At 65.7% G+C, this 24,175-nt stretch carries 24 protein-coding genes and 2 tRNA genes; 9 read left to right on the top strand and 17 right to left on the bottom strand.

Annotation, left to right across the window (positions count from 1 at the left end; all coding sequences use genetic code 11):
• Nucleotides 1–8 precede the first annotated feature (8 nt).
• Nucleotides 9–764, bottom strand: coding sequence for a DUF881 domain-containing protein (locus tag FXO18_RS06355; protein WP_149360270.1), 756 nt, complete (start codon nt 762–764; stop codon nt 9–11).
• Nucleotides 765–918: 154 nt separating this feature from the next.
• On the opposite strand from FXO18_RS06355, the gene crgA reads away from it, so the two are divergent.
• Together crgA and FXO18_RS06345 are read left to right on the top strand one after the other, a co-directional pair.
• Nucleotides 919–1,200 (top strand): cell division protein CrgA, encoded by a 282-nt coding sequence (crgA, locus tag FXO18_RS06350; protein WP_149360269.1) that lies wholly within the window; start codon nt 919–921, stop codon nt 1,198–1,200.
• Nucleotides 1,201–1,287: 87 nt separating this feature from the next.
• Nucleotides 1,288–1,734, top strand: a complete 447-nt coding sequence (locus tag FXO18_RS06345) for a hypothetical protein (protein ID WP_149360268.1) — start codon at nt 1,288–1,290, stop codon at nt 1,732–1,734.
• A 9-nt stretch (nt 1,735–1,743) separates the two neighbouring features.
• On the opposite strand, the gene FXO18_RS06340 is transcribed toward FXO18_RS06345, so the two are convergent.
• Together FXO18_RS06340 and FXO18_RS06335 are read right to left on the bottom strand one after the other, a co-directional pair.
• Entirely contained in the window at nt 1,744–2,664 is a 921-nt protein-coding gene (locus tag FXO18_RS06340) for a rhomboid family intramembrane serine protease (protein ID WP_149360267.1), read from the bottom strand.
• Nucleotides 2,665–2,675: 11 nt separating this feature from the next.
• Nucleotides 2,676–3,209: a peptidylprolyl isomerase gene (locus FXO18_RS06335; RefSeq protein ID WP_149360266.1), complete on the bottom strand. Its 534-nt coding sequence runs from the start codon at nt 3,207–3,209 to the stop codon at nt 2,676–2,678.
• 139 nt (nt 3,210–3,348) lie between these two features.
• Between FXO18_RS06335 and FXO18_RS15875 the strand changes: the two genes are divergently transcribed.
• Both FXO18_RS15875 and FXO18_RS06330 read left to right on the top strand, forming a co-directional pair.
• Entirely contained in the window at nt 3,349–3,537 is a 189-nt protein-coding gene (locus FXO18_RS15875) for a hypothetical protein (protein ID WP_187774222.1), read from the top strand.
• Nucleotide 3,538: 1 nt separating this feature from the next.
• Entirely contained in the window at nt 3,539–4,048 is a 510-nt protein-coding gene (locus FXO18_RS06330; RefSeq protein ID WP_187774221.1) for an SRPBCC family protein, read from the top strand.
• A gap of 35 nt (nt 4,049–4,083) precedes the next feature.
• Here the strand turns inward: FXO18_RS06330 and FXO18_RS06325 are convergent, their stop codons facing one another.
• Both FXO18_RS06325 and FXO18_RS06320 read right to left on the bottom strand, forming a co-directional pair.
• Nucleotides 4,084–5,361: a serine hydrolase domain-containing protein gene (locus FXO18_RS06325; RefSeq protein WP_235900505.1), complete on the bottom strand. Its 1,278-nt coding sequence runs from the start codon at nt 5,359–5,361 to the stop codon at nt 4,084–4,086.
• A 63-nt stretch (nt 5,362–5,424) separates the two neighbouring features.
• On the bottom strand, nt 5,425–6,321 hold the full coding sequence (locus FXO18_RS06320; RefSeq protein WP_149360263.1) for an alpha/beta fold hydrolase: 897 nt from the start codon (nt 6,319–6,321) through the stop codon (nt 5,425–5,427).
• A gap of 334 nt (nt 6,322–6,655) precedes the next feature.
• On the opposite strand from FXO18_RS06320, the gene FXO18_RS06315 reads away from it, so the two are divergent.
• On the top strand, nt 6,656–7,273 hold the full coding sequence (locus FXO18_RS06315; RefSeq protein WP_149360262.1) for a hypothetical protein: 618 nt from the start codon (nt 6,656–6,658) through the stop codon (nt 7,271–7,273).
• A gap of 327 nt (nt 7,274–7,600) precedes the next feature.
• The gene (locus FXO18_RS06310; protein WP_149360261.1) at nt 7,601–9,001 is read left to right on the top strand and encodes a DEAD/DEAH box helicase; all 1,401 of its coding nucleotides are present in this window, start codon (nt 7,601–7,603) and stop codon (nt 8,999–9,001) included.
• Between the two features lie 35 nt (nt 9,002–9,036).
• Here the strand turns inward: FXO18_RS06310 and FXO18_RS06305 are convergent, their stop codons facing one another.
• Entirely contained in the window at nt 9,037–9,558 is a 522-nt protein-coding gene (locus FXO18_RS06305; RefSeq protein WP_149360260.1) for an SRPBCC family protein, read from the bottom strand.
• Nucleotides 9,559–9,632: 74 nt separating this feature from the next.
• Nucleotides 9,633–10,238, bottom strand: coding sequence for a TetR/AcrR family transcriptional regulator (locus tag FXO18_RS06300; RefSeq protein WP_149360259.1), 606 nt, complete (start codon nt 10,236–10,238; stop codon nt 9,633–9,635).
• 67 nt (nt 10,239–10,305) lie between these two features.
• Between FXO18_RS06300 and FXO18_RS06295 the strand changes: the two genes are divergently transcribed.
• Genes FXO18_RS06295 through FXO18_RS06285 form a run of 3 tightly spaced genes read left to right on the top strand, consistent with a single transcriptional unit; the run spans nt 10,306 to nt 13,359 of the window.
• Nucleotides 10,306–11,094: an ABC transporter ATP-binding protein gene (locus FXO18_RS06295; protein ID WP_187774220.1), complete on the top strand. Its 789-nt coding sequence runs from the start codon at nt 10,306–10,308 to the stop codon at nt 11,092–11,094.
• Between the two features lie 10 nt (nt 11,095–11,104).
• Nucleotides 11,105–12,238, top strand: coding sequence for an ABC transporter permease (locus tag FXO18_RS06290; protein WP_149360257.1), 1,134 nt, complete (start codon nt 11,105–11,107; stop codon nt 12,236–12,238).
• A gap of 2 nt (nt 12,239–12,240) precedes the next feature.
• Complete coding sequence (locus tag FXO18_RS06285) at nt 12,241–13,359, top strand: ABC transporter permease (protein ID WP_187774219.1); 1,119 nt, start codon at nt 12,241–12,243, stop codon at nt 13,357–13,359.
• A 64-nt stretch (nt 13,360–13,423) separates the two neighbouring features.
• Here the strand turns inward: FXO18_RS06285 and FXO18_RS06280 are convergent.
• The 10 genes from FXO18_RS06280 to dnaA form a co-directional block, all read right to left on the bottom strand.
• Nucleotides 13,424–13,499: transfer RNA gene (locus tag FXO18_RS06280), tRNA-Ala, on the bottom strand.
• A 23-nt stretch (nt 13,500–13,522) separates the two neighbouring features.
• Nucleotides 13,523–13,645 (bottom strand): hypothetical protein, encoded by a 123-nt coding sequence (locus FXO18_RS16150; protein WP_268884916.1) that lies wholly within the window; start codon nt 13,643–13,645, stop codon nt 13,523–13,525.
• A 20-nt stretch (nt 13,646–13,665) separates the two neighbouring features.
• Nucleotides 13,666–13,739, bottom strand: a tRNA-Ile gene (locus tag FXO18_RS06275).
• 76 nt (nt 13,740–13,815) lie between these two features.
• Nucleotides 13,816–14,319, bottom strand: a complete 504-nt coding sequence (locus tag FXO18_RS06270; RefSeq protein ID WP_328593369.1) for a DUF3566 domain-containing protein — start codon at nt 14,317–14,319, stop codon at nt 13,816–13,818.
• Nucleotides 14,320–16,821, bottom strand: coding sequence for a DNA gyrase subunit A (gene gyrA / locus FXO18_RS06265; protein ID WP_149360255.1), 2,502 nt, complete (start codon nt 16,819–16,821; stop codon nt 14,320–14,322).
• A gap of 122 nt (nt 16,822–16,943) precedes the next feature.
• Nucleotides 16,944–18,983 (bottom strand): DNA topoisomerase (ATP-hydrolyzing) subunit B, encoded by a 2,040-nt coding sequence (gyrB, locus tag FXO18_RS06260; protein ID WP_149360254.1) that lies wholly within the window; start codon nt 18,981–18,983, stop codon nt 16,944–16,946.
• Between the two features lie 153 nt (nt 18,984–19,136).
• Nucleotides 19,137–19,715: a DciA family protein gene (locus FXO18_RS06255; protein WP_149360253.1), complete on the bottom strand. Its 579-nt coding sequence runs from the start codon at nt 19,713–19,715 to the stop codon at nt 19,137–19,139.
• Between the two features lie 3 nt (nt 19,716–19,718).
• Nucleotides 19,719–20,924 carry a DNA replication/repair protein RecF gene (recF, locus tag FXO18_RS06250; RefSeq protein WP_149360252.1) on the bottom strand — a complete coding sequence of 402 codons (1,206 nt, stop codon included), beginning with the start codon at nt 20,922–20,924 and terminating at the stop codon, nt 19,719–19,721.
• A gap of 5 nt (nt 20,925–20,929) precedes the next feature.
• Nucleotides 20,930–22,117 (bottom strand): DNA polymerase III subunit beta, encoded by a 1,188-nt coding sequence (gene dnaN, locus FXO18_RS06245; protein ID WP_149360251.1) that lies wholly within the window; start codon nt 22,115–22,117, stop codon nt 20,930–20,932.
• Between the two features lie 509 nt (nt 22,118–22,626).
• A complete protein-coding gene (gene dnaA, locus FXO18_RS06240) occupies nt 22,627–24,165 on the bottom strand; it encodes a chromosomal replication initiator protein DnaA (RefSeq protein ID WP_407936454.1) in 1,539 nt (512 codons plus the stop codon).
• Nucleotides 24,166–24,175 lie beyond the last annotated feature (10 nt).

The raw sequence follows: 24,175 nt of genomic DNA, 5'->3' as shown, positions 1-24,175 counted from the left end.
GCTGGCCATCACTCCAGTGGTGCCGAGTGCTTGAGCCGCGGCGCATCACCAGCGGCGGCCACGGCGATCTCCTCGTGCTCGACCACTTCGTAGCCCAGGCCATAGCGCGCGGCGTACTGCCGGTACAGGCGAACCCCGGGCGCATCGTCGAGCTCCTCGACCAGGTCCTCTGGCTCGCCTATCGCGGTGATCACGTAGGGCGGGCTGTAGGCGCGGCCGTGCAGCAGGAGCGTATTGCCGATGCAGCGGGGCGCGCTGAGCGTGGTGATTCGCTGGTCCTGCACCTGGATGGCGATGGCGCCCCCGGCCCAGAGTGCATTGATGACGCTCTGCAGGTCTTGCTGGTGGACGACGAGATCGTCCGGGGCGGCCTCGCTCGGATAGTTGCCCTGCTGATCGCGGGAGGCGTCGGTGAGGGTGACGGTCACGCCCTCGCCCTCGACCGGTCCCCTGTTGCTCGATGCCGCGAGGGCCGACAGCGATTCGAGGGTCGCGGCCACGCGGGCATCGGTCGTGCCGATGGTGGATTGCCGGCGGGCTATCTCGGCGGCGAGGCTCTCGGCGCGCTGACTGGTCTCGGCGCTGCTGCTCTCGGCCTCGCGCACGAGGCTGGACAATCGCGAGGGCCCCGTGTCCCGGGAATCCTCCCCGCGCGAGGACTGATGCGTCGTGGCGAGCATGAGCCCGGCGACGAGGCATACCACCGGGACGCTCCAGCGCCACGGAGCGCTTTGCTGGAGGTCTCGGGTGCGGGTGCCGCGCATGATGCCCTCAGGTCGTCGATGATTGCCACTTGGATGATGCTCGGGTCGGTAGAGCTAGGTTAGCGTGTAGGGGAAGCACGCGGCAGGTGCCGCGGAGGCGCTATGGGCCGGTCCGGACGCGGATCGGTCGAGGAAATCGAGAGGCGAGGTTGAGATGCCGAAGTCACGCGTTCGCAAGCACAGCGGGAGCACGGGTTCCCCGGCGGGCGGTCCATCGGGCTCGGTCAGCCGCACCCCAGTGAAGGTGAAGGGGCCGTCGAGCACCTGGTATGTGGTCGTGATGCTGGGGTTCATGCTGGCCGGACTGGTCTGGCTGGTGGTGTACTACCTTGCTGGGCCGCAGATCCCGTGGCTCGATGGGCTGGGCGCGTGGAACTTCCTGATCGGCTTCGGGCTGTGGATCGTTGGTCTGCTGATGACGCTGCGCTGGCGATGAACGGAAGGGCCGGCCAGGGCGAGCGGTCGATGGTGGGAATCACATCCGTATCATTTTCCCCACCTGTGGATAAGTCGTGTGGATAACATGCCTGGTCATCGCGACGAATCGGTGATCGCCCGCTGGTCCGCAGCGCCAGGAACGGTCATCGCTCTCGCCGTTGGCACCGTGGTGCTCGTGCTCGCGGCGATCCTCGTCCGCCGCGACCCGATCGCGGTCATCCTGGCCTGCCTGGCCGCGGCCGTGCTGCTCGGCACCGCCACGTGGCTTGCCCGTTCCGCAATTGTGCTCGCCGACCACGAGGGCGAGCACCGCTTGCACGTCCGTGGACTGCTCGGCACGGCCCGCACGCTCCGCGCCGAGGACCTCGTCGCCGTCACCGTGCTGCGCCGGCATCGCTCGCGCAGCTCATGGGTGCTCGGGCTCGAGCTCCGCCAGCCCCCGGACCAGCTGGTGCTCCGGGGCAGGTGGGAGCTCGACGAGGATCCCTGGCGCGTTGCCGACCAGCTCTGGAGCCACGGCTTCCCGCGCTGAAGCGCCGCTTCAGGCGCCGAGGATGATCGAGCGCAGCTCCACGACCCGGAAGAGCACCGCCACCATGAGCGTCGCGGCCAGCGCCGCGAGCGCGAGGATGCCCGCGCGCCGGCCCGCCGCTGCCCCCCGGCCAGGCCGAGCGAGCAGCATCGGCACATAGAGCAGCATCGCCGCGGCCAGCGCTCCCGCCACGAGCCCACCGAGATGCCCCCACAGCGAGATGCCCGGGATGGTGACGCTGATGACCACGTTGATCCCGATGATCACGAATACGCCGGTGGCGTTCTGGCGCAGGCGCAGCAGGATCACTGCCATCGCACCGAACAATCCATAGACCGCGCCCGACGCGCCCACCGTTGCCGCCAGCACGTTCTCGAGCCACATCACCGACACGGAGCCACCGAGAAGCGACACCGCGTACACAGCGAGGTACCGGCCACGGCCGAGCACGGCCTCCACCTCGCGGCCCACGATGTAGAGCACGAACATGTTCACCAGCAGGTGCAGCGGGCCATAGTGCAGGAATCCCGACCCGATGAGGCGCTCGTACTCCCCCACCGCGACGAAGAACGGCACCAGCGCCCACGCATCGAACAGCGCGGAGCCCCGATAGTTCGCGACCAGGCTCCCGGATTGCGCTGCCGTCAGCAGGTACGCCAGCGTGTTGAGCACGATGAGCGACAGCGTCACCACTGGACGGCCGGTCATCGTGCGCAGCGGGGCTCCCGCTGCGTTCCGCGGCTGCCGAATGGTGCGCGCGCCCTCGGCGACGCAGGACTTGCACTGGTAGCCGACCGCGGCCTCTTGCAGGCACTCTGGGCAGTAGGGTCGGCCGCACCGGTTGCAGCGCAGGCCGGTGGGCCGGTCCGGGTGGCGGGCGCACCCCGGCAACGAAGGCTGCTCGGGGCGCACCCCGCCAGGATGGGACATGCGGGCGCGGCCTACTTCTCGTCGATGGTGATGCTGCTGATCACCACGTCATCGACGGGACGATCGGAGCGATCGGTGCGGGTGGTGGCGATGGAATCGACCACCGCGCGGCTATCAGCGTCCGCTACCTCGCCGAAGATGGTGTGGCGCATGTTCAGGTGCGGCGTGCGGGTCACCGTGATGAAGAACTGCGAGCCGTTGGTCCCGGGCCCGGCGTTGGCCATGGCGAGCAGGTAGGGGCGATCGAAGGTGAGCTCGGGGTGGAACTCGTCGCCGAACTGGTAGCCGGGGCCGCCCCGGCCCGTGCCGGTGGGGTCGCCGCCCTGGATCATGAAGTTGTCGATGATGCGATGGAAGATGGAGCCGTCGTAGAACGGGCCCTCGGAGCCTCCGGATGCGTTCGCGCGGGTGTAGTCGGCGGAACCATCGGCGAGGCCGACGAAGTTCGCGACCGTCTTGGGGGCATGGTTGCCGAAGAGGGAGATCCTGATATCGCCGTGGTTGGTGTGGAGCGTGGCAACGGCGGTCTGCTGTGGTGAGTTCACGCTCCCATGGTGCCATCCCTGGGCGCACGGCGGGCGATGGACCCGTGAGGTACCCACGAGCCCTGCCCGCGCACTAGGGTTGGAGCCACGGAACCTGGTAGGGCTCCGCGAACACTGTCCTCGATCCCAAGGAGGGTCAATGGCTGCCGCCAAGAAGTCGCGCAACCGTGTGTTGTTCCAGGCCATCGCAGGTACGGCCATCCTCGCTGGCATCGCCAGCGGTGTACGGATGTTCATGGCTCGTGGCGAGATGGTCGATGAGCCAGCGCCCCGGCCGCCGCGGATCGCCGACTACGACGATGCAGCGTTCCCCGGGGCGGTGTCCTGACATGCCACGGATCATGCCGCGGTTCCCGCTCGAGGAAGTCGATCTGGCGTTCTTCGACACCGCTCCCACGCAGTTCTCCTTCACCACTGATATCCCCGTCGATATCGATGAGATGTGGGCGACCCTCAACGGTGATTCACCCTTGTCCTGGTGCACGCTGGTCAAGGACGGCGCCTATATCACCGAGCGGCCATTCGGCCTCGGCACGCGCCGCCGCCTCACCCTCATGCCAGGACTCGTCACTGTGGAGGAGCGCTATTTCCACTGGGAGGAGGAGCCGGGCAAGCGCTACGAGAACGCGTTCTCCGTGGTGTCCTCGACCGCCCCTGGGCTGCGCCGGTTCGGTGAGCTCACCCGGCTCGAGGCGATCCCGTCCGGAACACGCTTCACGTGGCGGTTCGCGATCGAGGGGCAACTGCTACTGGCACCGGGGCTCAAGCTGGCCGGGCCAGCTCTCAAGGCCGCGTTCGGCTCGCTGGTCAAGGACACGGAGAAGTACTTCCGCCGCTAGCCCCGCCCGGTCCTAGCCACCGGCCCTAGCCATCGCTAGCTAGCTCCGAGGACCTGATCGAGCGCCGCACGGATCCGCCGGGGCCGGGGATCATCGAGCATGGCGACCCCGAGCTGGTTCATCACATAGCCGAAGCCGATGCCGGCCGTGGGATCGGCATAGCCGAACGAGCCGCCGATGCCAGTCGTGCCGAACCCGCGGCCATCACCGTCCGCAGGGCCGGTGCGACGGCCGAACGGGAACGTCGGGTGCGGCTTGCGAAAGCCCAGGTGGTACCGGCTGGGCACGTTCAGCACCAGGTCATGATCGGGGATCGCGCCTGGCAGGGACGGCGCGGCCAGTTCGGCGCGCAGTTCATCCGAGATGATCTCGCTCGCTCCGGGTGTCGCTGCGTCGGAGTACAGCGCCGCGATGGCGCGCGCGGTGGCCACAGCGTTGGACGACGGCATCTCCGGGGCGATGAAGGTCTCGCGGCTGGCGTGCTGGGGAAGCCCGACTCGCGGGTTCGACAATGCCTCGACCGAGAGCCGTTGCTGCCTGAGCGCCGTGTGCCGAGCGATGTCGAGCACCATGGTCCACGGGATCTCGCGCGCGTTGTCGATCAGGACCCCGCGGGTAGTGGCCCGGAGCATCGCGAGCTCGTCGGCGCCGATGCTGCGCCCGCCGGTGGCTCCGTCTCCATTGATCGTTGTTCCGATGCTGACCTGCAGGCCTTGCGGCCCCGCGATCTCCTCGGCCAGGTACTGGCCGATCGTGCGCTGCGCGGGATCTGCCCGGCGGAACAGCTCGTTGAGGTAGAAGCCGAGCGACACCGGATGGTAGCCGTGGCTCGTCCCCGGCTCCCACCGCGGCCGCTCCGCAGCGAGGATCCTGGCGAGGGCATCGAGATCATGCAGGTCTGTGGTGCGCAGCGGCGTGCTGATGACCGGGAGGCCCGCTTGATGGTCGAGGAGCTGCCGGACCGTCACCGCTTGCTTGCCGTGCTGCCCGAACTCTGGCCACCACTCCGTGACCACGGTGTCGTAGTCGAGGAACCCGCGGCTCACGGCGCTGGCGACAACCAGAGCAGTGATGCCCTTGGTGGTGGAGAACACCGGTACGCGAGTATCCCGCTGCCAGGGCAGCCCACGGCCAAGATCGCGGTAGCCCGCCCACACGTCCACGACAGGCTTGCCATGCTGGTAGATCGCCAGCGCCGCGCCGATCTCGTGATGGTGGGTGAAGTTCTGGGTGAATGCCTCCACCACGGGCGCGAACCGCGCATCGGCATGCCCGTGGACGCTGAGTTCCTCGCCTGTTCTGCTCGACAACACGTTCAACACGCTACCGCGCCGCGGGGCTGCGCGGTTTCGGAGCATTGGCTGCCCTCGCCGCGGCTAGTTCAGGTAGGCGTCCCCGATATTGGGGGTGTAGATCGTGCGGGCGATCACCCACGGCGCGGCGAAGGCCTCGCTGAGGAAGCTCACGATCGCTGGCGAGACCATGCGGACGTTGCCGCGCAGCGTGGTGGGCGATTCGATGTCGTGCAGCTGGGTGTCAGGGATGTCCGTGGCCAGGCGGTCCGAGTCCGCGGTGGCGTGCAGCGGGTCCCGGCGCGATCTCAGGACGAGGACGGGCACCGAGATGCGGCGCCGCTCGCGGCGGGGTGGCGCGATGCGGCCCAGCATGAGTCCCTGCATCATCGCGGACTGCTCGGCCCTGGAGGCGGAGAGGAAGTCCCACCACAACCGGGTGGCCAGCGAATCAGCAGGAAGGAGGCCGGCGAAGCGCCTGGCCAGCCAGAAGAATGGCTGGCCGTGCGAGAGGATCCCGTGGGCGAGCGTCAGCATCGGCGCGATGCGTAGCGCGCCACGATCGAGCAGGGGGGCTTCCACGATCACTCCGACGGTGCGGTTCGGCTCGAGGACGGCAGCCTCGAGCGCGGCGCTCGCTCCGATGGAGGTGCCACCGAACACAGCTACCTCGCCGCCGATCGCATCGAGCAGCCCGACCATCCTGCGTCCGAGCGCCTCCGCGCTGTAGTCCTCCGGGTCACCGGGCTCCCGCTTCGCGGCGAGCACATTGTTGACGCACACCACGTGGAAGCCGCGACGTGCTAGCTCGAGGGCGAGTGGCTCGTGCATGCGCCGGGAGAGCATCAGCGACGGCGCGAGGATGACAAGCCGACCGCCTGACCCGAACTCGGTGATTCCGACGCGTTTTCCGTCTATGACGACGTAGCCCTCGCGGCGCCGCGAATGGCTGCGCTGCACCGGGCTTGCCAACTGAGGCATTCGTTCCGCGCTAACCGGACCTCACCCCCTTGCTAGGACGGACGTGGCACGAACCATGATCACACGGCCCACGCTGGAGCCGCTCAGCTCGGTCCTCGTGCACGATTCCGCTCACGAGCCAGCACTTCCGTGACCCACATCACAGTACCGCACGGCTTGCGCTAGCTCGCCAGATTGCAGCATACAGCCGCGGGCAGGCTACCGGTCATCATGGCTGCCCGCCGCCGGGAAAAAGGCCCCTTGCAGGGATGATCCGGTGACATCTTCGTGAAGTTCCGTGCCTGCGGGCGTGTCCGGTTACCATGCGGGCAGGCAACCGGGCATCATAGCGGGCATGACCGATCAAGCGACGACGTCCACTCGGCCACGGTGGTCCGCAGCCGAGGCAGCACGACGCTGCAACGTAGGACGTGCCACCATCCAGCGCGCCCTGGACGGCGGCAAGCTGCCGGGAGCGGTCAAGACCGAGGACGGGTGGCAGATCCCCCTCGAGGACCTGCTCGCCGCAGGGTTCAAGCCAGACCGCCCCGCACCCCCGGAGGATGCCGCCGCGAAGGCCGAGACCGCGCGCAGCGTGGAGAAGACCGAGCTTCCCGAGCTGTCGAAGCTCGAGAGCCGCGTCAAGGAGCTCGAGACCGAGCTCGTGTCGATCAAGTCGCGGGCAGAGAGCGAAGCCGCCCTGCGCGCGGCAGCAGAGATCCTCGCCCAGGAACGGCTTGACCGCGTCTCCGACCTGCGCACCGCGCTACGCATGCTCGAGGCAGCCAAGCCCGCGAGCACCGCAGGAACTAGCGAGACCGCTAGCGTGGCGACCAGCACCACTGGATCGCAGCATCGTCATCGTCCTGCACGGCGCCGTACGCTGCGCGAATGGTGGGAGGATCGGCGGTACGAGCCCATCGCCGAGAACGGCACCGCCAAGGGTGGAATCGTGATCGAGAACGAGTCCTGAGCCTTCTCGCGATGCACGCGCAGTGACCCAACGCACTTCTTTGCTCCATCCGCCCATGCGCGATCAGCCCGCGAGCCGGCTACACTCGGGTCCTAGAAGCTGGGAACGGACTGGCAGTCCTCCCAGCTCGCGTCGTAGACGGCTTCCTCTCTCCCCCCTGCCCCGCGAGCACGCGGAATCCCAGCGGGTCGAAGATTCTTCATACGGCGAACGGATGCGCTCAGTGGCGTGTTCGCCAATAGCACCCTGCCCGCCCCCACGGCACACCATCGGATGATGGCTGCCGTGGCTTGGAGCGAGGCCGGGGCCCGATGCCGGAAAGGCACCATGAGCACCACTACATTCACCGATCTTGGCGTGCCCGCGAACATTTGCAAGGTACTCGCCAACGAGGGCAAGACCGAAGCATTCCCGATCCAGATCGACACGCTCACCGATTCGCTCGGCGGGCGCGACATCCTCGGGCGCGGTCGCACGGGGTCCGGCAAGACCCTCGCGTTTGCTATCCCCCTGGTCGCACGGATCGCCGATGCGCCCCAGATCCGCCCCTCCATGCCGCGCGGCCTCGTGCTCGCCCCCACTCGCGAGCTCGCCACGCAGATCGCCGCCGTCATCACTCCGCTCGCGGCCGCCAGCGGCATGCGGGTCACCACCGTCTTCGGTGGCGTTCCGCAGTCCAAGCAGGTCAACGCGCTCAAGCGCGGCGCGCACATCGTCGTCGCGTGCCCGGGCCGGCTCGAGGACCTCATGAAGCAACGCGTCATCTCGCTCGACGAGGTCAAGGTCACCGTCCTCGACGAGGCTGATCACATGGCCGACCTCGGGTTCCTGCCCGGCGTGCGCCGGATCCTCTCCGCCACCCCCCGCAATGGGCAGCGGTTGTTCTTCTCGGCGACGCTCGACAATGGCATCGACAGCCTCGCCAAGCAGTTCCTCAACAGCCCCATGATGCACTCCGTCGACGAGGAGCACTCCCCCGTCGCCGCGATGACGCACCACATCTTCGAGGTCGATAACGCCGGCTCCAAGCGCGACCTCATCTCCGAGCTCGCCAGTGGCACGGGCCGACGGATCCTGTTCATGCGCACCAAGCATCACGCGAAGCGCCTCGCTCGCCAGCTCAGCGAGAACGGCATCCCCGCGGTCGACCTCCACGGCAACCTCTCCCAGGCGCAGCGCGATCGCAACCTCGCCGCGTTCGGCAAGGGCAACGTGCGGGTCCTCGTGGCCACCGATGTCGCGGCGCGCGGCGTGCACGTCGACGATGTCGAGCTGGTCGTCCATGTCGATCCGCCCGTCGAGCACAAGGCTTACCTGCACCGCTCGGGCCGTACCGCCCGCGCCGGCAAGCAGGGCGATGTGGTGACCATCGTGCTGCCCGAGCAGCGCTCGGACCTGCGCAAGCTGCTCCGCAAGGCGGAGATCACGGCCAAGCCGATCCGGGTCACGCCCGGTGACGCATCGGTCAACGCTCTCGTCGGCGACAAGGCGGCCATCGTGCCGATGGTGATCCGCGCCGAGCCGGAGCGCGCTCCGCGCCAGGCTCACGGTCGCCCGAGCCATGGCCCCGCGCGACAGGGTGGTTCCGGCCGCGGTGGCTCGAGCCGCGGTGGGGCAGGCCGTGGCAGGTCCGCGAGCCCCGGCTTCAGCCATGGTGGCGAGCGTCATCGTGGTGGGTCCGGCCACCGGAGCACCGTCAGCGCTGCTCCGCGGCGCGACAGCCGATAGATAGAGCGCTCCACGAGCAGCTCGGGGATGAATGGCTAGCTTTCGCGGCCACCATCCTCGAGCTGCTTTTTCATGCGCTTCAGCGAGATCTCGATATTGCGCGTGTTGAATTCCGCGAACGAGGGCTGGCCGGTGAGCACGGGGTCGACGATCCGGCAGAGCGAATCGGGCCAGGCCCGGCGATCGTCGGTCCAGGTCTCGGTGATGCGCGTCCCGCCCTCAGCGGGCTCGAGCTCGAAGTCCCAGGTTGCCACCGGTGTCCTGAGCAACGGCAGCACCACGCCCCATCGGCGGACCTTGAAGCGGAAGCGTTGCCCGGGAACCGCATGGGTGACGGTGCATCGGGTGATCCAGCGAAATGGTCCCCGCTTGTTGGTGCCATTGAACTCGTCTCCCTCGCGCAAGGAGACCGGGCCGCTCTCGCGCACGCTCGCACCGGTGTTCTCGGGGCTCCACTCCCCTGTTCGCGTGGGGTCGCTGATCAGCGAGTACACCTGCTCGGGCGCGGCATTGACGGTGGTGGATCGAGACACGGACCATTGACGGCGCTTTTCCATGCCTCCAGCATGGCAGGGGCTGGTTTCACGTGAAACCGCAGGGAGCCGGGATGGCTGGAACCGGAACACAAAGCCTACGCTGGGCGCGCTCGCCCGCGAGGCGCGGAGATCGCGCGGAGGCTCGGCGTCAACAAGCCAACGAGCCGGTCAGGGGACGCCGAGCGCAACGGTTCCACCCCGATCACGTAGCGGCCGAAGATGATTCCGATGATGATCGTAATCGTGGCACCTGCGCGCTCGGTCGCCGCGGGACCCCCATAATATTCAACGAGCCGACTGACGATCTCCCGCTCGATGTACTCCCGGAACGCTTGCAGCACTTCGGGATGCCGCAAGCCAGTACTCACGAGCTGCATGAGGGAGCGTTGAACGTCAGGAGCCTCCCACGCGCGGACGACCAGCGCAGCGAGGCGCTCCGGCGCTGTCATGGGATCACCTTCGAGCGCCTTCTCCAGCACCATGGAAGGGCCGAGCGAAAGCGCCATCGAGCGGGCGAACAGTTCCTTCTTCGAACCGAAGTGGTACGCGATCAGCGCGGGATCGCAGCCTGCCTGCCCGGCGATCATGCGCAGGGTCGCTCCGTTGTAGCCTCGTGCCGCGAACAGCTCGCGCGCCGCCGCCAGGAGCCGGTCCCGGCCGTCATCAGCACCGGTCCGGGGGCGGCCCCGCGATTTATTCATCACCGTTGAGCCTAGCAGTGGGCCTCCGTCAGGCTTCTGGTATCCAGCACGGACCAGAGGAGTCACTGTGAACCAACCACGAGCAACAGTGGAAGCACGAGGGATAACGGTCGAGTTCGCTCGCGGCCGCAAGCAGCCCCCGTTCCGGGCGCTCGATAGCGTCGACCTCGATGCGCGCCCCGGCGAGGTGACATGCCTGCTCGGGCCAAACGGATCCGGCAAGACAACCTTGATGAACGTCCTGACAGGACTTCTCGCGCCAACCACGGGCAGCTTGCGGGTGCTCGGCCTCGACCCCGCCAGCCAGCGCCGGGAGCTGCTGCGCCGCATCGCGCTCGTGCCACAAGAGACTTCTCTCTACCCCGAGCTGACCGCCCGCGAGAACCTCGTGTTCCACGCGCGCTACTACGTGATGCCAGCCCGCGAGCAGCGCGCGCGCATCGAGGAGACGCTCGAGCTCGTACAGCTCGGCAGCCGCGCCAGCGATCGTGCCGGAACCTTCTCCGGCGGCATGCAGCGCAGGCTCGCGCTCGGCAAGGCACTGATGATGAAGCCCGAGCTCCTCCTGCTCGACGAGCCGACCCTTGGCGTGGACGTGCAGTCCCGCGAGGCCATCTGGACGCGCATCGAGGAGGTGGCGCACGAGGGACGCGCCGTCCTGCTGACCACCAACTACATGGAGGAGGCACAGCGGCTCGGTGATCACATCACCATCATCGACCGAGGAGCCAATATCGTCCGCGGTAGCCTCACCGAGCTGACCTCCCAGGTCCCGGAGACCAAGCGGGCCGAAGTGCCACCGGTGAGCCTTCAGGACGTCTTCCTGCACTTCACCGGCAGCGGACTACGGAACTGAGGCGCCCATCATGCATGCGGCATTCGCTCTTGCCAGGAAAGACCTCCTCGTCACGCGCCGGGCACCTCTCCTCGCAGTGATCAGCATCCTCGTGCCCGTCGCGTTCACAGTTCTCTACGCGATCGTCATCCACGTCTCGACGACCGCCACGATCGCCATCGCCGATCAGGACGGCACACCGCGCTCAGCGGAATTCATCGAGGTGATGGAGGAGATGCGCAACAGCGACGGTAGCTACTACGAGATCCTCACCACCGACCCAGATCGGGCTAGCGAGATGTACCGCGACCGAGAAGTGGGAGCGATGCTGACGATCCCCGCGGGATTCGCGCGCGACGTGGTTGCCGGCAATAGCCCGACAGTGACGCTCTCGCTGATCAACATCGACGCGGACGGCACGAAGAACCAGCACCTGCGCATCGAGGAAGCGCTCCGGCAGTTCCAGCAGGGCCAGCCGGGCGCTCCGCCCAGCCAGTTGAGCATTGCCGAGACAACGGTGCTCGATCAGGACATCCCCGTGACGCTCTACCTGGGCTCGGCATTGATCATCTTCGCGGTGCTCTATGCCGGAATCGTCAACATCGGAGTCGGCATCGCCAGGGAATGGGAGGAACGCACCGCGAAGGGCCTGGTGCTCTCGCCGAGCGGTCGACTGTCGCTCATCGCGGGCAAGTGGATCGCCGGCGCGGTGACATCGCTGGTCACGATAGCGGCAACGCTGGCCAGCATCGGCTGGGTGCTGGACTACCCGTTGGCGCAACTCGGCTGGAGATCCGTGGGCGTGCTCGCCATCGTATGGATATACGGAGCAGCCCTCGGCACGCTCCTCGGGGTCGCGCTGCGCAGATCACTGCCACTCGTCCCGATCGCCGTGATCATTGCTGTCACGCACTTCCTGGTCAGCGGGTACGAATCCTACATCCGCGGGTTCGCTCACGGCGGCGTCATCGAACCACTCTGGGCGGCGACCCAATGGATTCCGCTCGCGCCACTGTTCGACATCCTGCGATTCGAGGTCGCCTCGCTCCCCCAGCCCGGAAATGCAGCGGTAGGCGTGCTCGGAAGCCTTCTCCTCGCCGCAGCTGTCGTCTCCCTCGCCGCCTGGCGGCTGACCCGTGCTCTCCGCTTCGCCCAAGGACAATGATGATGACTGCCATTCACGCTCTCGCCGCCATGATCACCCGCAACCTGCTCATTGCCCTGCGCCGCCCCGAGCTGCTCGTGCAGACGATGGCGGTCCCCGTCGTTGTCGTCGCGCTCGCCTCCGTCATCTTCGGAGCCAGCAACTCGTGGCCGATCGCCCTCGTGGACGAGGACAGCAGCACAGGCTCCCACCAGTTCGCCCAGGTCATCAACGATACCCAGGGCCCGACCGGCTCCTACTTCGACATCATCGAGACCGATGCGCGCAAGGCAGCCGAGCTATTGCACGAAGGCAGGTTGCACCTGGTGATCACGATCCCACCGGGCTTCGATGACACCGGGATCGTCGAGGTAGCGACCTACAACATCAATACCGACGCCATGAAGAACATCCGGCTGCGAGTCACCACGGCCGCGAACCTCTACGACAGCGCCACCAACGCGGACCAGATCGCCGCGATCATCGACAGGGAACGAGCCGAGGACGTGCCACGCACGGCATTCATGGGTGGATCAGCAATCATCCTCGCCCTCCTGCTCGGCGCCGCGCTGATCTCGGCGAACCTCTACGCCGTCGACAGCGAGCATCGCACGGAGAAGGAGATCGCTCTCACTCCCCTGGGCAGCTATATCGCGGGTCTCGGTGCTGCGGCAGCAGGGTGGATCCTCGCCTTCGTGGCTGCTGTCCCCACCGTGCTCGTGGCGCTGGCGTTCGGCACACGAGCAGGTCCCGGCGAAGTGCTCCAGACCTCCCTCGTCGTCCTGCCTGCTATGGCAGCGGCCGCCGGGGCGGGCGTGCTCATCGCGGTGCGACTGCGAGCCCACCGCGTCATCCAACCAGTGCTGATCCTGCTCGCGCTCGGCAGCTACTTCGCCAGCGGCGGATTCATCTCGGTGTCGGCCCTGCCGCCGCTCGCCCGTGCGTTCAACGCCTGGTGGCCGCCGGCGTATGTCTTCGAATGGTCGAACCCGCTGCTGCATGGCTTCGAGAGCCGGCCTGGCCTCGCTGCGATCGCTGCGGTGTCCGTGGCGGCATTCCTCGGCATAGGGCTCGCGGCCGCCGCCGCGCAGCGAGCCAGCCGACGCAAATGTGGCGCATGGCCAGTGAGGGCACAGCACTAGAACGCCAACAAGGCCCGAGCCTCTGCTGCATGTTCGTTGAGCAGGGGTTCGGGCCTTGTTCGTGTGGTGGAGCCAAGGGGAATCGAACCCCTAACCCCCGCCTTGCAAAGGCGGTGCTCTACCAATTGAGCTATGGCCCCGGAGATCTAGCGTCTGTGTGGCTTCATTCCAGATTGTGCCACACCTCGGCTGGATAGCCGGCGTCACGGGATTCGAGATACCGCATGGCTGCGACGCCAAAGGCGATTCCCAATCCGGCTGCGGCAAGGATCTTCAGCAACTTCATGCTGGATGACCTTACCGGAGTGGGCCTAGGAGGACTTGAACCTCCGACCTCTTCCTTATCAGGGAAGCGCTCTAACCGCCTGAGCTATAGGCCCGTGAACCGAGAAGCGACATTACCCTACCGGTGAGCGATGATGCAAAACAGCAGGTGACGGCGCTCTCGGTGCTGTTCTAGTCGCGATCAGCCAGCGTCACTTCTACTCCGCCAACGAGATCGGCGGTCAGATTGTAGATGAATGATGCAAGGGTCAACAACGCGGTGAGCAGGATCATATTGATGAACCCGATCGCCGCGGCCCATCCGAAGATCTGGCTGGCGCTGATGATCTCCCCGGTCGCGCCCTCGTTGAGCATGTCGGTGAACGCGCTATTCAAACGTTCCCACACGTTCATGAAGTCGAGGACGAGGTAGAGCATCCCTACCGCGATCATCCAGACGAGGAAGAGCACGAGCGAGATGATCGACGAGAGCTTCAGCGTCGACCACGGGTCGATCTCGCGGATCTGCACGCTGGCGCGCAGCCCTGCCTGCGCCTGCTTCGCCGTCATCGTGACCGGTGACCGGCGCGTCGGGGGCGCCGGGCTGGCTCCCGCCTTCTTCGCCGGATCGGGGCTCGCCGCTTTGTTCGCCGCCCCTGCGCTTCCTGCATCGGGGCTGTTGCTTGAGGCTGCCACCTAGGACTCCTCTGTCTTGGTCTCGATCTCTTCTGGCTCGTCCGCGTACCGGGCGATGGCGAGGAGGCTATCGCCGTCTCCGAGGTTCATCAGCCGCACGCCCTTGGTCTGGCGACCTGCCTTGCGGACCTGGCTCGCCACGGTGCGGATCACTCCTCCACCGGAGGTTATCGCATACAGCTCGTCCTTCATGTCCACGATCACCGCGCCCACCAGATTGCCGCGGCGCGGATCGTACATAAGGGTCAGCACGCCCTTGCCGCCACGGTTTTGCACGGGGTACTCGTCGAGCGGGGTCCGCTTCGCGTATCCACCAGAGGTGCCCACGAGCAGGAACATGTTGTCCTGCACGACGTTGAGCGAGAGCAGCTCATCCTCGGCGTTGAACCGCATTCCCTGCACGCCCGACGTGGCCCGGCCCATGGGGCGCAGGGCGTCGTTCGTGGCGGAGAACCTGATCGCCTGGCCCAGCTTGGACACGAGGATCAGGTCTTCCTCGGCCGAGCACAGGACAGCGCCGACGAGCTCGTCGCTCTCGCGGAGGTTGACCGCGACGATGCCACCGCTGCGGTTGGAGTCGAAATCCTCGAGGCGGGACTTCTTGACCAGTCCGTTCTTCGTGGCGAGCACGAGGTACGGCGCATCCTGGTAGCTCTTGATCGCGATGACCTGGGCGATCTTCTCCCCCGGCTGGAACGCGAGGAGATTGGCGACGTGCTGGCCCCGGGCGGTCCTGCTCATCTCGGGAAGCTCGTAGGCCTTGACCCGGTACACGCGCCCGAGGTTGGTGAAGAACAGGATCCAGTCATGCGTGGAGGTGACGAAGAAGTGGCGGACCATGTCGTCCTGCTTGAGGTCCGCGCCCTTGACGCCCTTGCCACCGCGACGCTGGCTGCGGTAGAGATCGGTCTTGGTCCGCTTGGCGTAGCCGGTCTCGGTGATGGTGACCACCACGAACTCGCGAGCGATGAGATCCTCGTCGGCCACGTCCCCGCTGCCGGCGATGATCTTGGTGCGTCGCTCGTCGCCGAACTTCTCGACTACCTCGGCGAGCTCGTCCTTGACGATCTGCCGCTGCCGCTCGGGCCGCGCGAGGATGTCCTTGAGGTCGGCGATCTCGAGCTCGATCTCGGCGAGCTCATCGACGATCTTCTGCCGCTCGAGCGCGGCGAGGCGCCGGAGCTGCATGGCGAGGATCGCATCGGCCTGGATCTCATCGACGTCGAGGAGATCCATCAGGCCCTCGCGGGCTATGTCCACCGTCGGCGAGCGCCGGATGAGCGCGATCACCTCGTCCAGCGCATCGAGCGCCTTGACCAGGCCACGGAGGATGTGCGCGCGCTCCTCGGCCTTCTGGAGCAGGTACTCGGTCCTGCGCCGGATGACAATGATCTGGTGATCGACGTAGTAGCGCACCATCTGGTCGAGGCGGAGGGTGCGGGGCACGCCATCGACGATGGAGAGCATGTTCGCACCGAAGCTGGTCTGCAGCTGCGTGTGCTTGTAGAGGTTGTTGAGGACCACCTTGGCCACCGCGTCACGCTTGACGGTGACGACGATGCGCAGGCCGACACGGTCGGACGACTCATCGTGGATGTCAGCGACTCCACCGATCCTGCCGTCCCGGACCTGGTCGGCGATGCCGTTGATGAAGTTGTCCGTGTTGACCTGGTAGGGCAGCTCGGTGATGACGATGGTCGTGCGCCCGCGGCTGTCCTCCTCGATCTCGGTGACACCGCGCATCTTGATGGAGCCGCGCCCAGTCGTGTAGGCATCGTGGATGCCCTGGGTGCCGACGATCAAGCCCGAAGTGGGGAAGTCCGGACCCTTGATGCGCTCCATGACCGCTTCGAGGGTGGCTTCCTCGTCGGCCTCGTGGTTGTCGAGGCACCAGACGATGGCTTCGGCGACCTCGCGCAGGTTATGCGGCGGGATGTTGGTGGCCATGCCGACAGCGATGCCGCCCGAGCCGTTCATCAGCAGGTTGGGAACCCGGGCGGGCAGGACCACGGGCTCCTGCGACTTGCCGTCGTAGTTCGGGATGAAATCGACGGTGTTCTTCTCGATATCCCGGAGCATCTCCATCGCCAGCGGCGTGAGCTTGCACTCGGTGTAGCGCATCGCGGCGGCGCCATCGTTGCCGCGGCTGCCGAAGTTGCCCTGGCCGTCGACGAGCGGGTAGCGCATCGACCAGGGCTGCGCCATGCGTACCAGCGTGTCGTAGATCGCCGAGTCGCCGTGCGGGTGAAAATTACCCATCGTGTCCGACACGGGCCGGGCGGACTTGACGTAGCTGCGCTCCGGGCGATATCCGTTGTCGTGCATGGCATACAGGATGCGGCGGTGCACGGGCTTGAGCCCGTCCCGGACCTCGGGTAGCGCGCGTCCCACGATCACGCTCATCGCGTAGTCGATGTAGCTGCGCTGCATTTCCTGCTGAATATCAACAGGCTCGATGCGATCGCCGGCGCCACCCTCGGGCGGCAACGTGGTGTCCGTCATCAGATCCTTCTTTGTCTCCGTGCACTAGATGGCAGCCTGTGTTCAGCCTGGCACCCGGCCTCTGGTGTCTACCCTATCGATGCTGTCCGCGCTAGCACGGGAGGCGCTTCGGCCTCATCGCGCTACACGTCGAGGAACCGGACGTCCCTCGCGTTGCGCGTGATGAAGCTGCGCCGGGCGGCGACATCCTCGCCCATGAGGATCGAGAACAGCTCGTCCGCGGCCGCGGCGTCGTCGAGGGTCACCTGGCGCAGGACCCGCACCGAACGATCCATCGTGGTTTCCCACAGCTCCTTCGGGTTCATCTCGCCAAGACCCTTGTAGCGCTGGATGCCGTCATCCTTGTTGATCTTCTTGCCAGCCGCGATGCCTGCCTCGAGCAGTCCGTCGCGCTCCCGGTCGGAGTAGGCGAAATCAGGCTCGGCGCGCTGCCACTTCAGCTTGTACAGCGGTGGTTGCGCGAGATAGACGTGACCATGCTCGACAAGTGGCCGCATGAAGCGGAAGAGCAGGGTGAGCAGCAACGTGGCGATGTGCTGGCCATCGACATCGGCATCGGCCATGAGGACGATCTTGTGGTAGCGCAGCTTGGCCAGGTCGAACTCATCGTGGATGCCGGTACCGAAAGCCGTGATGATCGACTGGACCTCGTTGTTCTTGAGGACCTTGTCGATGCGGGCCTTCTCGACATTGATGATCTTGCCGCGGATCGGCAGGATCGCCTGGTACATGGAGTCTCGCCCGGACTTCGCTGACCCACCGGCCGAGTCGCCCTCCACGATGTAGATCTCGGACATCACGGGATCCTTCGAGCGGCAATCGGCGAGCTTGCCGGGCAGGCCACCAAGATCGGTGGCGCTCTTGCGCCGGACGAGCTCGCGCGCCTTGCGCGCCGCCATGCGTGCCTGCGCCGAGGAGACAGCCTTGCTGACGATGATCTTCGACTCCGCGGGGTTCGACTCGAACCAATGCGCCAAGTGCTCGTTGCAGGTCTTCTGCACGAACGACCGGACCTCGGTATTGCCCAGCTTCGTCTTGGTCTGGCCCTCGAACTGCGGCTCCCCGACCTTCACACTGACGATGGCAGCCAGGCCCTCACGAATATCCTCGCCCGAGAGGTTGCCCTCTTTCTCCTTGAGGAGCTTCTTGTCGCGCGCGTACCTATTGACGACGCCGGTCAGCGCAGCGCGGAAGCCTTCCTCGTGAGTACCACCCTCGTGGGTGTTGATCGTGTTCGCGAAGGTATGGACGGACTCGGAGTAGCCGTTGTTCCACTGCATGGCGATCTCGAGCTCGTGGCCCGAGCCTTGCGCGGTGAACCCGACAACGCTGCTGTGGATCGGCTGCTTCGTGCGGTTGAGGTGCTTGACGAAGTCCTCGAGGCCACCGGGATAGTGGTAGACGCGCTTCTTGACCTTGTGCTCGGCAACGGGCTTCGCGGCATCGTCCTCGTGGTGGCGGACCGGCTCAGCGGTGTCACTGACGACCTCGTCGACGACCTCGGCATCGGAGACCCGCTCGTCGGAGAGGCTGATGGTGAGGCCCTTGTTGAGAAAAGCCATCTCCTGCAGCCGCCGGGAGACGGTCTCGAAGTTGTAGTCAGTGGTCTCGAAGATCTCCGGATCGGCCCAGAACGTCACAACCGTGCCCCGACGGTCAGTGCTCTCGTGCTTCACCAGCTCGCCAGGCACGGAATAGTTGTATTGCTGCGTCCAGTGATGCCCGTCCCGATCGATCTCCACCTCGACCCGGGTGGAGAGAGCGTTCACCACGGAGATGCCCACGCCGTGGAGGCCACCGGATACCGCGTAGGAATCCGAGTCGAACTTGCCGCCCGCGTGCAGCTGGGTCATCACGACCTCGATAGTGGGGCGCCCCATCGCATGCATCTGGACGGGAATGCCACGTCCATCGTCACGCACCTCGACGCCGCCGTCAGCGAGCAGGCGCACGCTCACCTCGCTGGCGTAGCCTGCCATCGCCTCATCGACGGAGTTGTCGACGACCTCCCAGATCAAGTGATGCAGGCCGCGCTCACCGGTGGAACCGATATACATGCCTGGACGCTTGCGGACGGCCTCGAGGCCCTCGAGCACCGTGATCGAGGAAGCATCGTAGTTTCCCTCTGTGCCGCGTGTCTTTCCTGATTTTTGAGCAGCCACGGTCAGGTAGCTCTCCTTCTACAGAGTCAGCACCGTCCCGCGAGCGGGCCGGTCGGGGAATAGCGGTTAGTCAGTCCTTCATCTTAGTCGTCGCCAGGGCGTTGCCGCTGCATCGTGGCTCGGCGCGGTGCGGTGCGAGCCCTCGCGATTGGTCTAGCCAAACGTGTCCCGTGGGCCACGGCCTCGCACATGCCGGTTTCCCTTGCGCCAGCCCGTGACCGCCGGGCCGTGTATCCGCAGCGATGTCACCACGCCGTGCCCCACCGATTCGGCGATCCGCGCGAGCACCTGGGATTGCATGTAGCGAAGTTGCGTCGCCCATGCCGTGGAGACGGCCTCGACGCTGAGCACGCCCGCCTCGAGCCTCACAGGGGTCGCGTGCTCAGCGATATCCGGACCCACGATCCGGGCCCAGTGACCAATCACCGAACCGCCGGAGATCTGGCCCGACCATCCACGCTTCTTCGCGATCTGGTTCGCGAGGGAACCAAGTGCCTGCGGATCCCGGGAGTCTGGCCGCGGGGAGGACCACCCGCCTCTGCGCACGGGGCGCGCGGAGCGGGGCTGGGTCGAGCGGGGCTGGGTCGAGCGGGGCTGGGTCGAGCGCACAGGGACAGCCGGCCCGCTGCCGTCGGCAGAGCGTGCGCGAACGCGGGCCAGGGCCTTGCCGACCATGTCCATGCCCTTCGAGGGGCCACCATCGCCTTCGCTGCTTGTGCCGCTGGCTTGCATCTCCTACGCCCCCTCTCCCTCTGCGTTGCTCGGTGGTCGAACGATCTCCGAGACTCGCTGTCCCAGGCTATCGGCTAGGTCCGACAGTTTCGCCTGGACTCCCACGAGACGGCCACTGAGCGCCTCGGGGACGTCCTCGCGCACAGCGGCGGTGATGAGCACCTGCTCGCTGTCGAGCGCGATCGCCACGAGAGCCTCGCGCCTCTTTCGGTCGAGCTCGGCAAAGACATCGTCGAGCAGCAGGATCGGCTCCCAGCCCTCATCGCGGAGGAGCGCGCGCGACGCGAGCCGGAGGGCCAGCGCGGTCGACCAGCTCTCGCCGTGGCTCGCGAATCCCTTGACCGGCTGATCGCCGAGCATCAGCTCAAGATCGTCGCGATGCGGCCCAACGAGGCATACTCCTCGCTCGATCTCCTTAACGCGCATTGCCGGCAATTGCTCGAGGAAGAGTTTCTCGAGGAGATCCGTGGTGATCATCGCCGGATCCTCGGGAACATTCGCCAGCGAGCAGCGATACTGCATTCGGGCCGGCCTGGAATCCGGCGCGATGCCGGCATAGGAGAGCGTGAAGAATGGATCGAGCCGCTGTACCATTCGAAAACGCTCCTGCAGATATTCCGCGCCGGCTCGAGCGAGATGCTTATCCCAGGTCTCCAGAGTGATTGCAGCAGAATCATCGACTTTTCGCGCCCGCATGGTGTGGCTGATCGACTTCAGCAGCGCTGATCGCTGCCGGACGACTTTGTCGTACTCCGAGCGCACGACCGAGTATCTCGGCCTTAGTGCAACCATGAGCTCATCGAGATATCGCCGACGTTCTGCGGGGTCCCCTTTGACGATTGCGAGATCCTCGGGCGCGAACATCACGGTATGAACAATCCCCAAGGCTTCCGAAGGCCGGCGCGCCGGCGAACGGTTTATCCATGCCTTGTTGGTCTTTCCGGGACGCACTCCTATGTCGATCGCAAGTTCTCGGCCGGCATTGACAGCAATTCCAGAGATGTGTGCCTCGCTGGTTCCCTGCCGGACAAGGGACTGGTCGGTGGAAGCACGATGCGATCCCAGGATGGAGAGATAGCGCACGGCTTCCAGGACGTTGGTCTTGCCTTGGCCGTTCCTGCCGACAAAGACCGTGCATCCTGGCGCGAGAGCGATATCAAGCTCTCGCCAGGACCTGAAGTCCCGCAGGGCGAGCTGACGGAGGAACACGCCGACTAGCCAGGCAGCCGGACGGGCATCAAGAGGTAGGTGTAGTCGCTATCAATGGCCGGGAATGCGTTTCCATCGGGCTCCGGAAGAACAACGTCAGCCGGCGCGGGCTGCAATACTGCCGGCCGGCTTGGCAGCGTGAAACCGAAGATGACTTTGTCAGTATGGAGGGCGTTGAGCCCGTCGATCAGATAGCCGGGATTGAACGCAATGACGAGTGGTTCCCCGCTGAAATCAGCGGACAAGGATTCCTCGGCCTGGCCGGCATCATCGCCGCCGGCCGATATCTGGAGCCCCTCCTCGGAGAACTCCATGCGGACCTGAGCGCCTCGCTCCGCAAGCAGCGCTACACGCTTGATCGCCTCGATCAGTGGTGCGACCTCGAGCGCTGCTACCGCTGTGTGGCTCTTCGGCAGGAGCTGGCGGAATTTCGGGAACTCAGCATCGAGAAGGCGTGAGGTAGTGCGCCGGCTCGAACTGGTAACGCCAAGTATTCCTTCGTTTCCGAGTGACGAGCCGGCTCCGAGGGCAATCTTGACAACGGAGTTCTGCGCGCCACCAATAGTCTTGCCGGCCTCGGACAAAGTCTTGGCCGGCACAAGAACGGCTGCATGAGGCTCTGTCGCTTCTGGGGCCCAGTCAATTCGTCGAACGGCAAGGCGGAAACGATCAGTGGCTGCAAGAACGACGACCTGTTCGTCGATCTCCATGCGAATTCCGGTCAGCATAGGCAAGGTATCGTCCTTGCCGGCTGCTACAGCTACCTGGGAAATGGCTTCGGTGAATACGTCCCCGCCAACGGAACCTGTTACTTGCGGAATTGCCGGCAACTGTGGGTAATCCTCGACTGGCATGGTGGGAAGACTGAAGCGGGCATTGCCGCATGCGATGCGCATCTTGGTGCCATCCAGTGCTACATCAACGGGACGGGCCGGCAGGGACTTGGTGATGTCCGCGAGAAGCCTTCCCGATACAAGCACCCGGCCTGGGTTCCCGACTTCCGCAGCGATGGTGATCTGTGCCGAGGTCTCGTAGTCGAAGCCTGAGATCACTAGTCCTGCATCGGATGCCTCGAGAAGAACTCCACCAAGCACAGGAACCGCAGGACGGCCAGGCAGGTTGCGGGCTACCCAGGTGACCCCATCGGCGAAATCATCGCGCAGGACGCGGAAGGTGAGGTTGCCAGGTTCCATGGTGCGGACGTGTCCTCTCGACGCCCCGGCTGGTGCTCGGGTGTGGGGGTGGTCTCGGCGGTGCTCCACCACACTAGTGCATCGCGGGGCCGCAACGTGCCGGAGTCGATGCGCGTGCCGCAGCGGTAGTTCTGGAAGGCGTCCGTGCGAGCCAGGCGAGGCCTCGGGGCGCCGGGTTTTGCACAGTCCCTACTTTTATCTTTTTCTTCTAAGAAAAAATTAGTAGTAGTAATAGGTCCTGTGAATTGTGTGGATAAGGTGCCGGCTGCGCTGGTCAAGCGGCAATTCAGGGTGGGGACAAGGATGTTAATAGATGGGGGTGCAATTGTGGACAGATGTGCACAACTTGGTGGCCTGTGGGTAACCAGCCAAGTTGTGCACAGCTTATCCACAGCTTATCCCCAAGTTGTGCACAAGGGTCGAGCGGAGTTATCCACAGATTATCCACAGTGTCTGGTGCCCTGTGGATAACGCTCGAGGGCTGGCTCCCGGGGCCTCCCCTCGAAGCGCTAGATCTTCGAGCGCTGCCTGATCCGGGCCGTGAGTTCCTGGACCTGCTCGTAGACGCTGCGGTTGCTGTTCATGCCCGAGCGGACCTTCCTGTCCGCGTGCATCACCGTCGTATGGTCGCGGCCGAACGCCTGGCCGATCTTGGGCAGCGAGAGGTCCGTCATCTCCCGGCACAGGTACATCGCGATCTGGCGGGCCTGCGCGACCGCCCGAGTGCGGCCAGGGCCGCACATCTCGTCCATCGTGATGCCGAAGTACTCGGCGACCGTCGTCATGATCGTGGCCGCGGTGATCTCGAGGCTGCGCGAATCAGGCGCGAGATCCCGCAGGACGATCTCCGCGAGGCGCAGGTCGATCAACTGCTGGTTGAGCGAGGCATAGGCGGTGACGCGGATCAGGGCTCCCTCAAGCTCCCGGATATTGCGCTCGACCCGGCTGGCGATGAACGCGAGAACGTCATCCGGTACCCGGAGGCGGTCCATCTGGGCCTTCTTGCTGAGGATGGCGATCCGGGTCTCGAGCTCGGGCGGCTGCACATCGGTGATCAGGCCCCATTCGAATCGAGTGCGGAGCCGCTCCTCGAGGGTGGCGAGCTGCTTGGGGGGACGATCGGAGGAAATGAGGATCTGCTTGTTCGCGTTGTGCAGCGTATTGAACGTATGGAAGAACTCCTCCTGGATTCCTTCCTTGTTCTCGATGAACTGGATATCGTCGATGAGGAGCAGGTCAACATCCCGATATCGCCGCTTGAATGCTACGCGGCGGTCGTCTCGCAAGCTGTTGATGAAATCGTTGGTGAACTCCTCCGTGGACACGTACTTGACGCGCATCCCGGGGAACAGCTTCTGCGCGTAGTGGCCGGTGGCATGTAGCAAGTGGGTCTTTCCCAGTCCGGACTCGCCCCACACGAACAGCGGGTTGTATGCCCGGGCCGGCGCCTCGGCGATCGCCACCGCGGCCGCGTGCGCGAAGCGGTTCGATGCGCCGATGACAAAGGTATCGAACGTGTATTTCGGGTTCAGGCTCGATCGTGGCGAGACCGGGCGGGGCGGCTTCGGCCCACCTGTCGGGTAGGCGGCGGCCCACGCGGACTCCTCGTGGGCGAAGCCGCCTGGCTCCTCGCGGAGGGTGGCATCCTCCCGCTGCAGGAATGTCTCGCCCGACATGGCTGGCTCGTCGTCGACGTCCCCCAGGGCGAACTCCGGCTCCTGCGCGGGCGGCCGCGGAGCATCATCGGCAGCCGTGCTGCCCTCGTCCAGTGCGTCAGTGAAGGCAGATGGGTCGACGCTGGTCGCATCGATGCGGACCGCGAGCTCGATCGGCTCGCCCAGGTGCCGGCTCAACGTCTCGGTGATGATGTGCCGCAGGTTGCTCTCGATCGCCTTCTTGGCGAATGCAGTGGGCGCCGCGAGCAGCGCGAACCCATTGGAGATGTCCAGTGGCTTCACCAGCGGCAGGAGCGCGCGGTCCTTCCTCCCGAGCATCGCGGGCCGGGAGCCGGGGCCGCTGCCCTCGATCAGTTCCTCGACCACGCTCATCCAGATCTCG

It is taken from the genome of Lolliginicoccus suaedae, assembly GCF_008312885.1.
Classification (GTDB): domain Bacteria; phylum Actinomycetota; class Actinomycetes; order Mycobacteriales; family Mycobacteriaceae; genus Lolliginicoccus; species Lolliginicoccus suaedae.
The sequence above is the reverse complement of the archived record's forward strand: the minus strand, read 5'-3'. Positions and strand labels throughout refer to the sequence as shown.